The organism is Streptomyces sp. MB09-01, assembly GCF_033794505.1.
Taxonomy (GTDB): Bacteria; Actinomycetota; Actinomycetes; order Streptomycetales; family Streptomycetaceae; genus Streptomyces.
Genome location: NZ_JARAYQ010000217.1, coordinates 1 through 14,252, shown reverse-complemented (window position 1 = coordinate 14,252; position 14,252 = coordinate 1). Strand labels below are relative to the sequence as shown.

13 protein-coding genes and 2 pseudogenes are annotated in these 14,252 nt (G+C 70.3%); 12 read left to right on the top strand and 3 right to left on the bottom strand.

The genetic code is table 11. The features are described from left to right. Positions 1 to 68: 68 nt before the first annotated feature. Positions 69 to 1,064: pseudogene (locus PV721_RS32930) on the top strand (DUF2786 domain-containing protein); the annotation flags it as partial. 10 nt (positions 1,065 to 1,074) lie between these two features. On the opposite strand, the gene PV721_RS32925 reads toward PV721_RS32930, so the two are convergent. After that, positions 1,075 to 1,185 carry a twin-arginine translocase TatA/TatE family subunit gene (locus PV721_RS32925; protein ID WP_319730817.1) on the bottom strand — a complete coding sequence of 37 codons (111 nt, stop codon included), beginning with the start codon at positions 1,183 to 1,185 and terminating at the stop codon, positions 1,075 to 1,077. A gap of 116 nt (positions 1,186 to 1,301) precedes the next feature. Between PV721_RS32925 and PV721_RS44110 the strand changes: the two genes are divergently transcribed. Continuing rightward, positions 1,302 to 1,802, top strand: coding sequence for an FUSC family protein (locus tag PV721_RS44110; protein WP_416371234.1), 501 nt, complete (start codon positions 1,302 to 1,304; stop codon positions 1,800 to 1,802). Beyond that, a complete protein-coding gene (locus tag PV721_RS32915; RefSeq protein ID WP_030656519.1) occupies positions 1,750 to 1,995 on the top strand; it encodes a DUF397 domain-containing protein in 246 nt (81 codons plus the stop codon). The genes PV721_RS44110 and PV721_RS32915 overlap by 53 nt, the downstream gene beginning before the upstream one ends. Positions 1,996 to 2,105: 110 nt before the next feature. Here PV721_RS32915 and PV721_RS32910 read toward each other — a convergent pair whose 3' ends face one another. Further along, on the bottom strand, positions 2,106 to 2,615 hold the full coding sequence (locus PV721_RS32910; protein WP_319730814.1) for an ATP-binding protein: 510 nt from the start codon (positions 2,613 to 2,615) through the stop codon (positions 2,106 to 2,108). A 340-nt stretch (positions 2,616 to 2,955) separates the two neighbouring features. On the opposite strand from PV721_RS32910, the gene PV721_RS32905 reads away from it, so the two are divergent. From PV721_RS32905 to PV721_RS32865, 9 genes and pseudogenes are all read left to right on the top strand, one after another. Continuing rightward, positions 2,956 to 3,834, top strand: a complete 879-nt coding sequence (locus PV721_RS32905; RefSeq protein WP_319730812.1) for a helix-turn-helix transcriptional regulator — start codon at positions 2,956 to 2,958, stop codon at positions 3,832 to 3,834. 89 nt (positions 3,835 to 3,923) lie between these two features. After that, a complete protein-coding gene (locus PV721_RS32900) occupies positions 3,924 to 5,381 on the top strand; it encodes an aldehyde dehydrogenase family protein (protein WP_319730810.1) in 1,458 nt (485 codons plus the stop codon). A 41-nt stretch (positions 5,382 to 5,422) separates the two neighbouring features. After that, positions 5,423 to 7,498: pseudogene (gene mrdA / locus PV721_RS32895) on the top strand (penicillin-binding protein 2); the annotation flags it as partial. A 108-nt stretch (positions 7,499 to 7,606) separates the two neighbouring features. Beyond that, on the top strand, positions 7,607 to 8,119 hold the full coding sequence (locus tag PV721_RS32890) for a DinB family protein (protein ID WP_319730809.1): 513 nt from the start codon (positions 7,607 to 7,609) through the stop codon (positions 8,117 to 8,119). A 24-nt stretch (positions 8,120 to 8,143) separates the two neighbouring features. Then, positions 8,144 to 8,758 carry a PadR family transcriptional regulator gene (locus PV721_RS32885; RefSeq protein ID WP_319730807.1) on the top strand — a complete coding sequence of 205 codons (615 nt, stop codon included), beginning with the start codon at positions 8,144 to 8,146 and terminating at the stop codon, positions 8,756 to 8,758. Between the two features lie 91 nt (positions 8,759 to 8,849). Further along, positions 8,850 to 9,833 (top strand): ATP-binding cassette domain-containing protein, encoded by a 984-nt coding sequence (locus PV721_RS32880; protein WP_416371233.1) that lies wholly within the window; start codon positions 8,850 to 8,852, stop codon positions 9,831 to 9,833. After that, complete coding sequence (locus tag PV721_RS32875) at positions 9,830 to 10,630, top strand: ABC transporter permease (RefSeq protein WP_319730805.1); 801 nt, start codon at positions 9,830 to 9,832, stop codon at positions 10,628 to 10,630. The genes PV721_RS32880 and PV721_RS32875 overlap by 4 nt, the downstream gene beginning before the upstream one ends. Before the next feature lie 82 nt (positions 10,631 to 10,712). Beyond that, positions 10,713 to 11,471, top strand: a complete 759-nt coding sequence (locus PV721_RS32870; RefSeq protein ID WP_319730803.1) for a MerR family transcriptional regulator — start codon at positions 10,713 to 10,715, stop codon at positions 11,469 to 11,471. A 143-nt stretch (positions 11,472 to 11,614) separates the two neighbouring features. After that, a complete protein-coding gene (locus PV721_RS32865) occupies positions 11,615 to 12,325 on the top strand; it encodes a DedA family protein (RefSeq protein WP_416371232.1) in 711 nt (236 codons plus the stop codon). A gap of 68 nt (positions 12,326 to 12,393) precedes the next feature. Here PV721_RS32865 and PV721_RS32860 read toward each other — a convergent pair whose 3' ends face one another. Beyond that, on the bottom strand, positions 12,394 to 14,034 hold the full coding sequence (locus PV721_RS32860; RefSeq protein ID WP_319730801.1) for a threonine/serine ThrE exporter family protein: 1,641 nt from the start codon (positions 14,032 to 14,034) through the stop codon (positions 12,394 to 12,396). Positions 14,035 to 14,252 lie beyond the last annotated feature (218 nt).

Here is a 14,252-nt window from a genome sequence, read left to right as displayed (position 1 = left end):
GACCCTGCACGACCTCATCGACCCGATCATCTACGACGAGGCCGCCTCGCTGATCGAGGCCCACCACACGGCCGGCCGATGTGCTGCGACTGGTCCGACGGGACCTCGACGAGCGGCACCTGCGGATCACCGGGGACCTGATCGCCGCCGAGGCGCGCCGCTACGCCCGGCTTCCCGACCGGTGGACCGACGCCGAGGTGTGGTGGACGGGCGACGACACGTACGCCGAACAGCTCGCGCAGCGGGAACGGGCGGATCGGTTCACGCTCGCCACCGCCTTCCTGGAGGTGCTGCGGCTGCTGATCCGGCTGCCCTCCATCGAACCGGTGGGTCCGGTTCCCGGCGACCCGGCCGCCGACGCCCTGGAGCACGCGCACATCGAGCCGCGCATGCTGGGACGGATCCGGGCGCTGCTCGCCAAGGCCGAGGCGACCACCTTCCCGGAGGAGGCGGAGGCGCTCAGCGCCAAGGCCCAGGAGCTGATGGCCCGGCACACCGTGGACGAGGCGCTGGTGGCCGCGCGCGGCGGCGCTCCGGCGCAGGTGCCGGGGGCCTGCCGGATCGGCGTCGAGCCGCCGTACGAGGAGGCGAAGGCGGTGCTGCTCGACGCGGTGGCCACCGCCAACCGCTGCCGGGCGGTGTGGAACAGCGGCTTCGAGTTCTCCACAGTGGTCGGCTTCGAGAGCGACCTGGAGGCGGTCGAGCTGCTCTACACCTCGCTGCTCGTCCAGGGCACGGCGGCGATGACCCGCGCCGAGGCCGCGCAGCGTTCGGGCGGACGCAAGCGGACGAAGACCTTCAGGCAGTCCTTCCTGCTCGCCTACGCCAGCCGGCTCGGCCACCGGCTCGCCGAGACGGCCGAGCACACGGCCACGGAGGCCCCCGACAACCTGCCCGCGCTGGTGGCCCGCGATGTCGCCGTCACCTCGCGGGCGGACGAGATGTTCCCCCGCACCACGACCACCCGGCTGCGCGGCGCCACCGACCACGCGGGCTGGGAGGACGGCACGGCCGCCGCGGACCGCGCCCACGTGGGCGGCAAGCGCAAGCCGTTGTCCCGCTAGGCCCTGTCCGTCAGCGCTTCGGGTCGTCCTCCGCGCGCAGGGCCCGCGCCTCCGACTTCAGGATCCGCACGGATCTGCCCAGCGAGCGGGCCATGTCGGGCAGCCTCTTGGAGCCGAACACCTGGGCGCGGCCGTCGAGCGGACCCGCCTCGAACCGCTCGTCGCACTGAGCGCGCCACCGTCACCCCGCCCCCCGTGGGCGCCGTACGGGCCGAACTGCGGCCCGGGTCGCCGGTCATGCGGCACGCCGTGCCGGTGACGGCCGTGGTCCGTGCCGGCCTGGCGATCGGTCACGCGCTGCCGTTCGGGCATGCCTGCTGGGCCCCGATGGCCTCCGTGATGGTCGCGCGGCGGAACTTCAGTCAGACCTTCTCGCGGCCCGTCGCCCGCTTCGGCGGCATCCTGGTCGGCCGCGGGGGATCCGGTGCGTCGCCGGGGGCCGGCCCGCGCTGCCGCCGAACAGGCGGGCCCTGGGCGCGCGCGAAGCTCCTGGAGACCCACCTCCCGGACCGCGGGCACGACCCGCTGCCGGGCGCGGCCGCCCTGGCCCGGGCGCCGAGCCGTGAGGGCAGACCTGTCTGTGATCAAGGGACCACCCCGCGTGCACGTGCATCTGCCCGTGCAGCCGCTTGTGAACACAGCTATGATCCGGAGGAGTTGACATCTGCACTATCGGGGGCTTCCTGTGGACCACGCGTACAACGGGATGGCAGCTGCAGAACTCGCTTCCTTGTTTGAGCTGACGTGGCAGAAGAGCAGACACAGCAACTCGCAGGGTTCCTGCGTGGAGTTCGCGAAGCTGCCCGGCGGCGACGTCGCCATGCGCAACTCGCGCTTCCCGGACGGACCGGCACTCGTCTACACGCCGGCCGAGATAGAGGCCCTGCTCCTGGGCGTCAAGGACGGCGAGTTCGATCACCTGATCGGCTGACGGAACGGCGCACCCATCAAGCCATGCACGTGCACTGGCCGGGACCGATCGCAGTGATCGGTCCCGGCCAGTTGTCTTGACCGTGGCTCTTGCGTCGGCCCGTCGGCCCGTCAGTCCTGGATCAGGAACAGCGCCCAGACCACTTTGCCGGTGAGCCGCCCCGCGAGCGGGTGCCAGCCCCAGCTGTCGCTGTACGAGTCCACCAGGAACAGCCCGCGCCCGGACTCCAGGTCGAAGTTCTCCTCCGTGCGCTCCGGTGAGAAGGCCCCGCCGGGCCGGTCCTCGCTGGGGTCGCGCACCGCGCACACCAGCCGGGTGCTCCACCGCATCAGGTGCAGCCGTACCGGGGGCTCCGGCTCGGCGTCCGGGCCCCGCGAATCCTCGGGCAGGGCATGGCGCAACGCGTTGGTGACGAGCTCGGAGACGACCAGGGCCACATCGTCGAAGCGGTCGTCGAGGCCCCACTGGGTGAGCGTCGACCGGGTGAAAGTGCGCGCGCCCCGCACCGCGTCGAACCGTGCGGGCAGAGCGCAGGAGGCGGACCCGGAGACAGCCGTGGGGTCGACCGGGGGAAGCCCCTGCCGTAACGGCTCGAGCATGGTCGATCCATTCGTCCCCATGCGAGGCACTCCCGGGATTCGCGGACGAAGCGGCGGCTTTGTCCAAAGAGAACTGCGGGGTGGGTCCGGCGCCGGCGCGAGGAGCACGCAGGTGCGCGGGGACCATCGTTCCGAATGCGCGAGCCGGATGCAAGGGCAGATGCACGTGCACGCGCCGGACCTGTCCCCTCACGTGACGGTTCTTGCTCATTTCTTCCTACGCATACTTACGGACTTCTTTTCCCGGAGCCGGGATTCCGTTACAGAACGAGTACGGCCCGATGCGTTTTGGTGGCAGACTGCGGGCCCTGGGGTGCGGGGGCCCCGCGACGCACGCGCACACCACGCGCACGCCAATGCGATGGGGAGGGCAGTACTAGTGACCGCAGAAGCAAGCGGTTCTGTGGTGCGCCGCATCCTCCTGGGCTCCCAGCTCAGGCGACTCCGAGAATCCCGCGGCATCACCCGTGAGGCGGCCGGCTACTCGATCCGCGCATCCGAATCGAAGATCAGCCGCTTGGAGTTGGGAAGGGTGAGCTTCAAGGCAAGGGACGTCGAGGACCTCCTGACGCTCTACGGGGTCACGGACACCTCCGAGCGCGAGTCCCTGCTGGGGCTGGTGCGCGAGGCCAACGCGACCGGCTGGTGGCACAGTTACGGCGACGTGCTGCCCGGGTGGTTCCAGACGTACATCGGCCTGGAGGGCGCCGCCTCGCTCATCCGGATCTACGAAGTCCAGTTCGTCCACGGCCTGTTGCAGACGGAGGCCTACGCCCACGCCGTCGTGAGCCGCGGCATGCCGGGCGCCACCGCTGCCGAGATCGACCGCCGCGTCGCCCTGCGCCTGGAACGGCAGAAGGTCCTCGTCTCCGAGAGCGCACCGGTCTTCCACGCCGTCCTCGACGAGGCCGCGCTGCGCCGCCCGTACGGCGACCGCAACGTCATGCGCGGCCAGCTGGAGCACCTCATCGAGGTCTCCCAGCGGTCCAACGTGCAGCTCCAGGTGATGCCCTTCTCCTTCGGCGGCCACGCGGGAGAGAGCGGAGCCTTCACCCTGCTGCGCTTCCCCGAGTCGGACCTCCAGGACATCGTCTATCTGGAACAGCTCACCAGCGCCCTCTACCTGGACAAGGACGAGGAAGTGGGTCAGTACGAGCGGGCGATGGAGCGGCTCCAGGCCGACTGCCCCGACCCCGACCGGACCAGGGATCTTCTTCGTGGCCTGCTTCAACTGTCTTGATTCGCACGTAGTATGACGTCTGATCAGTGCATGATGACCGATCGGTCTCCGGTGCAGCGCACGGGTGCGCGCTCGCAGTAAGGGATGGCATGTCCATATTCAGCGACCTCGCTCACCAGTACATCGACGGCGAATGGCTGGCCGGCACCGGTTCGTGGGACATCATCGACGTCAACCCGTACAACGGGGAGAAGCTCGCGGCCATCACCGTGGCCACCGTCGAGCAGGTGGACCAGGCCTACCGCGGCGCCGAGCGCGCCCAGCCGGAGTGGGCGGCCACGAGCCCCTACATCAGACGCGCGATCCTGGAGCGCGCCCTGCGGATCACCGAGGAGCGCGAGAAGGAGATCGTCGAGGCGATGATCGACGAGCTCGGCGGGACCCGTCCCAAGGCCGAGTACGAGGTGTACCTCGCCAAGGAGTTCATCCGCGAGTCGATCCAGCTGGCCGTCCGCCCCGAGGGGAAGATCCTCGCCTCGCCGGTCGAGGGCAAGGAGAACCGGGTCCAGCGGCTCCCCGTCGGCGTCGTCACCGTGATCAGTCCCTTCAACTTCCCCTTCCTGGTCACCCTGAAGTCGATCGGCCCGGCCCTGGCGCTGGGCAACGCGGTCGTCATCAAGCCCAACCAGAACGCGCCGGTCGTGGGCGGCGGGCTGATCGCCAAGATCTTCGAGGACGCGGGACTGCCGGCCGGTCTGCTGAACGTGCTGGTCACCGACATAGCCGAGATAGGTGACGCGCTCCTGACGCACCCCGTCCCCAAGGTCATCTCCTTCGCGGGCTCGGACCGGGTCGGCCGGCACGTCGGGGCGGTCGCCGCCCGCCACTTCAAGCGCACGGTCCTGGAGCTCAGCGGCAACAGCGCGCTCGTCGTCCTCGACGACGCCGACCTCGACTACGCGGTGGACGCGGCCGTCTTCAGCCGCTTCGTCTACCAGGGCCAGGTCTGCATGGCCGCCAACAGGATCCTCGTCGACGCGGCCGTCGCGGAGGAGTTCACCGAGAAGTTCACCGCCCGCGTGCGGGGACTGAAGACCGGTGACCCGCACGACGCCGACACCCACATCGGCCCGCTGATCAACTCCTTCCAGGCCGACGCCCTGACCGCGCTGGTGGACCAGGCCGTGGAAGCCGGCGCCCAGGCGCTCGTACGGGGGTCTACGCGCGGCAACCTCGTCGAACCGACGGTGCTCGCCGGGCTCCCCGAGGACTCCCCGCTGCTGGGCCAGGAGATCTTCGGCCCGGTGGCCCTGCTGGTGGTCTTCGACGGCGAGGACGAGGCCGTACGGCTGACCAACGCGACCCCCTACGGCCTGAGCGGCGCCGTGCACACCCGGGACGTGGAGCGCGGGGTCCGCTTCGCGCAGCGCATCGAGACGGGCATGATGCACGTCAACGACTCCACGATCGGGGACGAACCGCTGGCCGCCTTCGGCGGCGAGAAGGCCTCTGGCCTGGGCCGACTGAACGGCGAGGCGACCGTCGAGGCATTCACCACCCAAAAGTGGATCTCGGTGCAGCACGGGCGGAGCCGCTTCCCGTTCTAGACTCAGCCGGGCGTACGGCATGCGTCCGGGGGAGATCAGCGTTGAGCAACATACCGGAGACCGGACGGACCCCTCGGGTCCAGAACCGGCTCGTCGTCATCCAGATCGTGGTCTTTTCGCTGCTGCTCACCCTGGGCGGACGGCTCTGGTACCTCCAGATACGCAATGGCCAGGAGTACACGGACGAGGCGAAGAACAACCACGTCCAGCAGGTGGTCCAGCCCGCCGTGCGCGGCTCGATCCTCGACTCGCGCGGGGTTCCGCTCGCGGACAACGCCACCCACCTCGTGGTCTCCGCCAGCCGTACCGAGCTGCTGACCATGAAGGACAAGGGCAGGTCCGTGCTGACCCGGCTCGCCGGGGTGCTGGGCGTGGACGCCCAGGAAGTCATCGACAAGGTCCGGCTCTGCGACGCCAAGACCAAGCAGCCCTGCTGGAACGGGTCCCCGTACCAGCCGATCCCGGTCAGCAACCAGGCGACCACCGAGCAGGCCCTGCAGATCCGTGAGCACCCCGAGGACTTCCCGGGCATCACCGCCGAGGCGACCGCCCTGCGGCGCTACGCGGCCCCCGACGAGGCCAACACCTCCCAGGTGCTGGGCTACCTCTCGCCGGTCACCGACGAGGAGATCGCGAAGGCGAAGAAGACGGACTCCCCGTACCTGCGCTCCGACCAGGTGGGCCGCTCCGGCCTGGAGCGCACGTACGACAAGGAGCTGCGCGGGAAGGCGGGCATCACCCGCTACGAGGTGGACAACCTGGGCCGGGTCATCGGGCAGGGCGAGACCGATCCGGCGCAGCCCGGCTCGAACATCGTGACCTCGATCGACTCGCGCGTGCAGGCGGTGGCCGAGCGCGAGCTGAACAACGCGATGATCGATGCCCGCAAGGTCAACGACAGGAACACCGGCCGCAACTACGAGGCCGACTCCGGCTCCGTGGTGGTGATGGAGACCAAGACCGGCCGCATCGTCGCGATGGCCTCGAACCCGACCTACGACCCGAACGCCTGGGTGGGCGGCATCTCCGCCAAGGACTACGCCGGCCTCACCGACAAGGAGTCCAACTACCCGCTGCTGAACCGGGCGATCCAGGCCCAGGCGGCACCGGGCTCCATCTTCAAGGTGGTCACCTCGACCGCCGCGGTCAATGCCGGATACCCGTTCAACAACCGCTACCCCTGCCCCAGCTCGTACTCGGTCGGCAGCCAGACCTTCACGAACTTCGAATCGCAGGGCCACGGCGACATCACCATCGGCCGGGCCCTGGAGGTCTCCTGCGACACGGTCTACTACGCGATCGCGGACCAGGAGTGGAAGAAGGACGGCGGCATCAAGCCGAAGAAGGACCCGAACGACTGGTTCCTCAAGACCGCGCACGAGTTCGGGCTGGGCAAGCGCACCGGCATCGACCTGCCGAACGAGGTCCCCGGCCGGATCCCCGACCGCAAGTGGAAGCAGGACTTCTTCGACGCGAACAAGGACGCCTGGTGCCGGGACGGCAAGAAGAACGGCAGCTTCGCCGAGAAGATCGCCTACGAGAACTGCCGCCAGGGCAACCAGCTGCGTGAGGGTGACGCCATCAACTACTCGATCGGGCAGGGCGACACGCTCGTCACCCCGGTCCAGATGGCCTCCGTCTACGCGGCCATCGCCAACGGCGGCACCCTCCACCAGCCCAGCGTCGGCAAGGCGGTCGTCAGCGCCGACGGGAAGTCGGTCCAGGAGATCGCGCCCAAGGAGCAGGGCAAGCTGCCGATGGACCGCAAGACCCGCGACGACATCGACGAGGCCCTCGCCGGCGTGGCCACCAACGGCAGCGCCGCCTGGCGCTTCGGCGGCTGGCCGCAGAAGCAGATCCCGATGCACGCCAAGACGGGCACGGCCGAGGTCCAGGGCAAGCAGACCACCTCGTGGTTCGCCTCCTACACCGACGACTACGCGATCGTCATGACGATCTCGCAGGGCGGCACCGGCTCCGGTGCGTCGGGGCCGGCGGTCCGCAAGATCTACGAGGCGATGTACGGGCTGGACCCGACGGGCAAGCAGGACCTCACCAAGGCCCTGCTCCCGCAGCCCGCCACCGCGCTGCCGGCCATTCGGCCGGACGGGGAGATCTCCCCGAACTGAGCGGGCATCTAGGACAGTTCCTGACCGCAAGGGTCCGTAGCGTGTGAGGTGTCGGGGGAGGACCCCCGGCACATCCCACACAGAGGCGGTCCGGTCATGGCCCAGATTTCCACCGAGGTCCTCGGCGACGAGCGGGGCACGCTCCTCGCCTTCGTCGAGGCCCAGCGCACGGCGATCCGCGAATCGCTCCTCGGGCTCGGCGAGGAGCAGGCGGCGAGCCGCACCACCGCCAGCGAGCTCACCCTGTCCGGCGTGCTCAAGCACGTGGCCGAGGTCGAGCTGGGCTGGCTGCGGATGGCCCAGCAGGCGCCGAACGAGCGGCAGCGCACCCAGGAGACCTGGGGCGAGGCCTTCCGTCTGGTGGAGGGCGAGTCCATCGCATCCGTCCTGGCCTTCTGGGACGAGGTCGCGCGGGAGACGGAGGCCTTCGTCGCCGCCCTCCCGAGCCTGGACGACACCTTCCCGCTCCCGCCGGCGCCCTGGTTCCCTAAGGACGGCAAGGTCTCGATGCGCTGGATGCTCCTGCACCTGGTGGAGGAGTTCGCCCGGCACGCGGGCCACGCGGACATCGTCCGGGAGTCCCTGGACGGCACCCGCGCCATGGGCTGAGGGTCCGCCCACTAGCCTGGCCGCATGTCAGCGATCAGGCTTCTCGTCCTCGGCGCGGTCCGCCAGCACGGGCGGGCGCACGGGTACCAGGTGCGCAACGACCTGGAGTACTGGGGCGCCCACGAGTGGTCCAACACCAAGCCCGGCTCGATCTACCACGCCCTCAAGCAGATGGCGAAGCAGGGCGTCCTGCACGCCCACGAGGTGGCTCCGAGCGCGGCGGGCGGTCCGCCGCGCATGGAGTACGAGGTGACGGACGCGGGCCGCGAGGAGTACTTCAAGCTGCTCCGCGAGGCCCTGGCGGCGTTCGACCAGAAGACGGACCTCCTCTCGGCGGCGATCGGCTTCATGGTCGACCTGCCCCGGGCGGAGGTCCTGGCCCTGCTGCGGGAGCGGCTGGCGAAGCTGGCGGCCTGGCGGACGTCGGTGACGGACTACTACACGCCCGAGGAGGGCCCGCAGGCCCTGGGTCACATCGGCGAGATCATGCACCGCTGGGTCCATTCCGCGGACGCCGAGGCCGAGTGGACCCGCGGCCTGATCGCCCGGATCGAGGGGGGCGCCTACTCCTTCGCGGGCGAGGGCGGCGACCCCTTCGTCGGGGTGCTGGCGGACGGCCAGGAGAACCCCTACGCCTAATCAAGTTTGACTAGCCCGTTTCCGGGCACTACTTTGGCGATCCTGCTAGTCAAATTTGACTAACACGTCGAGCGTGAGGAGTGGAATCCCATTGGCGATCTTCGTCGAAGGTGTCCACAAGCGGTACGGCGACAAGCCGGCCCTGGCCGGACTGGACCTGGAGGTGACACGCGGGACGGTGCACGCCGTGCTCGGCCCCAACGGCGCGGGGAAGACCACGGCGGTCCGCATCATGAGCACCCTGCTGCGGCACGACGAGGGCGTGGTCCGGGTGGCGGGCCACGACGTACGGAAGGACCCGGCGGCCGTCCGCGCCCGGATCGGGCTGCTAGGCCAGCACGCGGCGCTCGACGAGGAACTGTCCGGGCGCCAGAACCTGGAGATGTTCGGCCGCCTCCACCACCTGGGCGCGCGGCGGGCCGGGCTGCGGGCCGACGCGCTGCTGGACCGGTTCGGCCTCGCCGGCACCGGCCGCAAGCCCGTGAAGCAGTACAGCGGCGGCATGCGGCGCCGGCTCGACCTCGCGGCGTCCCTGATCACCGAGCCCGAGGTGCTCTTCCTCGACGAGCCGACCACCGGGCTCGACCCGCGCGGCCGCGCCGAGGTGTGGAGCGCCGTCCGCTCGCTGGTGGGCGGCGGCACGACCGTCCTGCTGACCACGCAGTACCTGGAGGAGGCGGACCAGCTGGCCGACCGCATCGCGCTGATCGACGCCGGCCGGGTGGCGGCCGAAGGCACGGCCGACGAGCTGAAGTCCCGCGTCGGGCCGGACCGGATCGTCGTCGTCCTGCGGGACGCGGCCCGGCTCGCGCAGGCGGCGGCGCTGCTGCCGGACCCGGCCGTGGACGCGGACACCCTCACGCTGGGCTTCCCGGTGGAGGACCGCATGGCCGGCCTGGCCCTGACCCTGCGCACGCTGGAGGGGGCGGGCATCGAGGCGGCGGACCTCTCGGTCCGGCGGCCGACGCTCGACGAGGTCTTCCTGCACCTGACCGACCGCACGGACACCGACCGCAGGACGGACACCGACCGTACGGACGCCGACCGCGCGGACTCCACGGGGGTGGCCGCATGACGCCGCACACGATGTCCGCCGCGGGCTGGGTGGCCGTGGACTCCTGGACGATGACCCGGCGCGAGCTCGCCCACTGGGCACGGCAGCCGGTGCAGATGCTCGTCGGCCTGGTCTTCCCCGTGATGATGCTGCTGATGTTCGGCTTCCTGGTCGGCGGCGGGCGCGGGATCGACGGCGAGTACGTCGAGTTCCTCGTGCCCGGCATGCTCGCGCTGACCATGGCCTTCGGGCTGGAGGCGACCATGACGGCGGTCGCCCAGGACCTGGGCAAGGGGGTGATCGACCGGTTCCGCGCCATGCCGATGTCCTCCGCCGCGGTCCTGGTCGGCCGCAGCGCGGCGGACATGCTCCAGTCGGCCGTGGGGCTGGCGGTCCTGGCGGGTGTCGGCCTGCTGCTCGGCTGGCGCTGGCACGGCTCGCCGGCGGCCGCGCTGTCGGCCTTCGTACTGCTCCTGCTGCTGCGCTTCGCGATGCTGTGGATCGGGATCTTCCTGGGCATGGTCGCGGGCCGGCCCGAGCTGGTTCAGGCGGTGCAGATCCTGGTGTGGCCGGTGGGCTTCCTCTCCAACGCCTTCGCCACGCCGGAAGCCATGCCGGGCTGGCTGGGGACGGTGGTGGAATGGAACCCGATGTCGGCCACGGCTACGGCGGTCCGCGACCTGTTCGGCAACCCGGCGGCGGCGTCCCCGTCCTGGGCCTCCGAACACGCCGCACTGCTCGCCGTCGGCTGGCCGCTCCTGCTGCTGGCGGTGTTCTTCCCGCTGGCGGTGGCGAGGTTCCGCGGCCTGAGCAGATAGGCCCGGAGCGGGGGCTTGCACCTCACGCCACGTGAGGGACCACAGTGAAGGGCGTACCCAACCAGATGAGGGGGACGGGAAGATGGGCTACTCCGTGGGCCAGGTCGCCGGATTCGCCGGAGTCACGGTGCGCACCCTGCACCACTACGACGAGATCGGTCTGCTCTCCCCGAGCGGCCGCAGCCACGCAGGTCACCGGCGGTACGACGACGCCGACCTGGACCGGCTGCAGCGGATCCTGTTCTACCGGGAGCTCGGCTTCCCCCTCGACGAGGTCGCGGTCCTGCTGGACGACCCGGAATCGGATCCGCGGGAGCACCTGCGGCGGCAGCACGCCCTGCTGACCGACCGGATCGCCCGGCTCCAGCAGATGGCCAAGGCCGTTGAGCACGCCATGGAGGCGAAGAAGATGGGCATCAACCTCACTCCCGAGGAGCGGTTCGAGGTCTTCGGGGACAAGGACCCCGAGCAGTACGCGGAGGAGGCGGAGCAGCGCTGGGGCGGCACCGAGGCCTACGCGGAGTCGCAGCGGCGGGTCGCCACCTACACGAAGGAGGACTGGCGGCGGATCCAGGACGAGGTCGCCGGGTGGAGCGTCCGGTACGCGGCCCTGATGGACGCCGGCGAGTCCGCCGACGGCGAGGCGGCGATGGACATGGCCGAGGAGCACCGCCGGCACATCAGCACCTGGTACTACGACTGCTCGTACGAGATCCACACGGGCCTCGGTGAGATGTACGTGGCGGACGAGCGGTTCAAGGAGTACTACGACTCCATGAAGCCCGGTCTCGCCGAGCACCTGCGGGACGCGATCCTGGCGAACGCCGTGCGCAAGGTGTAAGCGGAACGTCACGCATCCGACCCCCCTCCGGTACTGGAACCGGGAGGGGGTCGTGTGCGTTGATAATTGAGACCGTCTTTACCTTGCCCGCAACCGCCTGCTGTCCCCGGCACGCCCCCCCGATCCAGGAGAGTCCGGAACCCGTGTACACGATTGCGCTCGGCCCTGAGTGGCTGTCCCCGGACTACCTGATCTCGCACTTCGGCCTGATCGGCATTCTGGTCATCGTCTTCGCCGAGTCGGGACTCTTCGCGTTCCTGCCCGGCGACTCCCTGCTGTTCACGGCGGGCCTGCTGGTCGCGGACGGGCAGTACATCAAGCAGCCGCTGTGGCTGGTCTGCACCCTGATCGTGGCCGCCGCCATCATCGGCGACCAGGTCGGCTACATGATCGGCAAGTTCTTCGGCCCGAAGCTCTTCAACCGGCCGAACTCCAAGCTCTTCAAGCGGGAGAACCTCGACAAGGCGCACGAGTTCATGGACCGGCACGGCCCGAAGGCCATCGTGCTCGCCCGCTTCGTGCCGATCATCCGCACCTTCGCGCCCATGGTCGCCGGCGCCGGCTCGATGAAGTACCGCACGTTCCTGACGTACAACATCATCGGCGGCATCGGCTGGGGCGCGGGCGTCACGGTCGCGGGGTACTGGCTCGGCCAGATCGAGTTCATCAAGACGAACGTCGAGCCGATCCTGGTGGGCATCGTCCTCATCTCGGTCATCCCGGTGATCTTCGAGGTGCTCAAGGCCCGCAAGGAGAACAAGGCGAACGCCGTCGAGGCGCAGCCCGAGGCCGCCGCGGTCGACGGCCCGGGCCTCCAGGCCCCGGGCACCCGCGGCCGCCACGCCAAGCGCTAGCCCCGCCGCCCTCACGTACGCCCCGCAGGCACGCACCGGCCCGCGGGGCGTACGCGTACCCCGTATGGCTAGAAGCCTCGGGTCCGCTTCGCCGCACGGCGCTTGGCGGCGCTCGCGGCCCCCGGGATGCGCATGAACAGCCGGGAGGTCTCCGACCCCAGGTTGACCCCGATGGCGATGGCCAGCGCGATGGCCGCCGCGTTCACCAGGGAGCCCAGCCCCTCGTTCAGCCGGTTCTCGGCGATCAGCAGCAGCCCGTAGTACGTCGCCGAGCCGGGCAGCAGCGGACCGATGGCGGCCGTCACGTACGGCAGGGCGGAAGCGAAGCGGTAGCGGGAGAAGAGCTGCCCGAAGAGGCCCACCAGCCCGGCGGCGATGGCGGTGGACGGCACGGGCGGGATCTCGCCCGCGTAGTGCAGGGCGCCGAAGGTGACCCAGGCGACCCCGCCGTTGAGGGTCACGATCAACACGGTGGCACGTTCCTGCTGGAGCAGGATCGCGAAGGTGAAGACGAGCACCATCGAAGCCGCGATCTGGATCAGCGGCCGCTGCTGGATCTCCAGGACCTCCTCCGGCCGGGGGGAGGCGTCGAACTGCAGGCCGACGTAGAGCACCACCAGCACGCCCATGATGATGCCGATGAAGAGGTACATGACCTCCAGCAGCCGGGCGGAGGCGGTGATGTAGAAGCCGGTCAGGCCGTCCTGCACGGCCGCGACCAGGGCCCGCCCGGGCAGCAGTGCGAAGAGCCCGCCGGTGATCACGGCGGAGGCCTTGACGTCGATCCCGGTCATGTTCAGCGCCACCCCGATCGCGGCCGGCGGCATCGCCGCGACCACGAACTGGTAGAACTCCGGCAGCCCGCGGCCGGCGCACAGCCAGGCCAGCCGGTCGCCGAGGACCGCGCCGAGCGCCGCCGCGATGAAGACCAGCACCCCGCCGCCGACCAGGGTGGAGGCGGCGCCGGCGAGCAGCCCGGCGGCGGAGGTGAGCATCCAGCCGGGGTACGGGTGCCGGTTGCGGCGGATCTCGGCGAGGCGCCGGTAGGCCTCCTCCAGCGAGATTTCGATCTCGGGGGCACTGATGTCGTCCACCAGCCGGTAGACGGCGGAGAGCCGGTTGTAGTCGGTGCCGCGGCGGCGCACGGTCCGGTTCGCCGAGACCGGGTGGTCCACCAGCGAGGGCTGGTGGGTGATCGACAGCAGGGTGAAGGTGACGGTGGGCTCGCAGCGGTCCAGCCCGTAGGAGCGGGTCACCGCGAACATGGCGGCCTCCACGTCCTCGGCGCCCTCGCCGCCCGCGAGCAGCAGCTCGCCGATGCGCAGGGTCAGGTCGAGCACGCGGCCCACGGCGGGCCCGGCCTCGCTCGGCCGGTGCACGAGATCCGGTACGGGACGGACGTCGACCGGCATGCGCAGCATCGTGCGCATGCGGTCCTGCCAGGGGGATTCCTTCAGCTGGGCGAGGGGGAAGTCCTGGCCGGGGGTGTAGGCGGGCGGGGAGTGCGCGGCGCTGTAGGTGGCCGGGGTGGCGAAGGCCGAACCCCCGGGCTCGGGCTGCACCGGCTCGGCGCCGGCCGGACGGGCGAACTCCGAGGTGGGCTGGTCCTCGTCGAGGGCCTCCGGTTCCATCCCGGGCGGCGGCGTGAAGGCGCTGTGCGCCTCGTCGGACTGGGGCTTCCTGTCCTCTGCCCCGTCGGCCTCCGCCACGCGTCCTCCAGTCCGTGATCACCTGCCGTATCAGTATGCGGAACCGTTTCCTCCACGGCGAAGGCGGGCCGCCGGTGGCACCCGGCCCGCCGGCGTCCGAGGCGTGGGGGGGGGGGGGGAAATTCGGGCGGAAACCTGGGCTGTCTCTTAACCAATTCTGAGGTGGCCCACGACTTAATAGGAGTAAAACTGGAGGGACCGTGATCTATAAAAAAAAA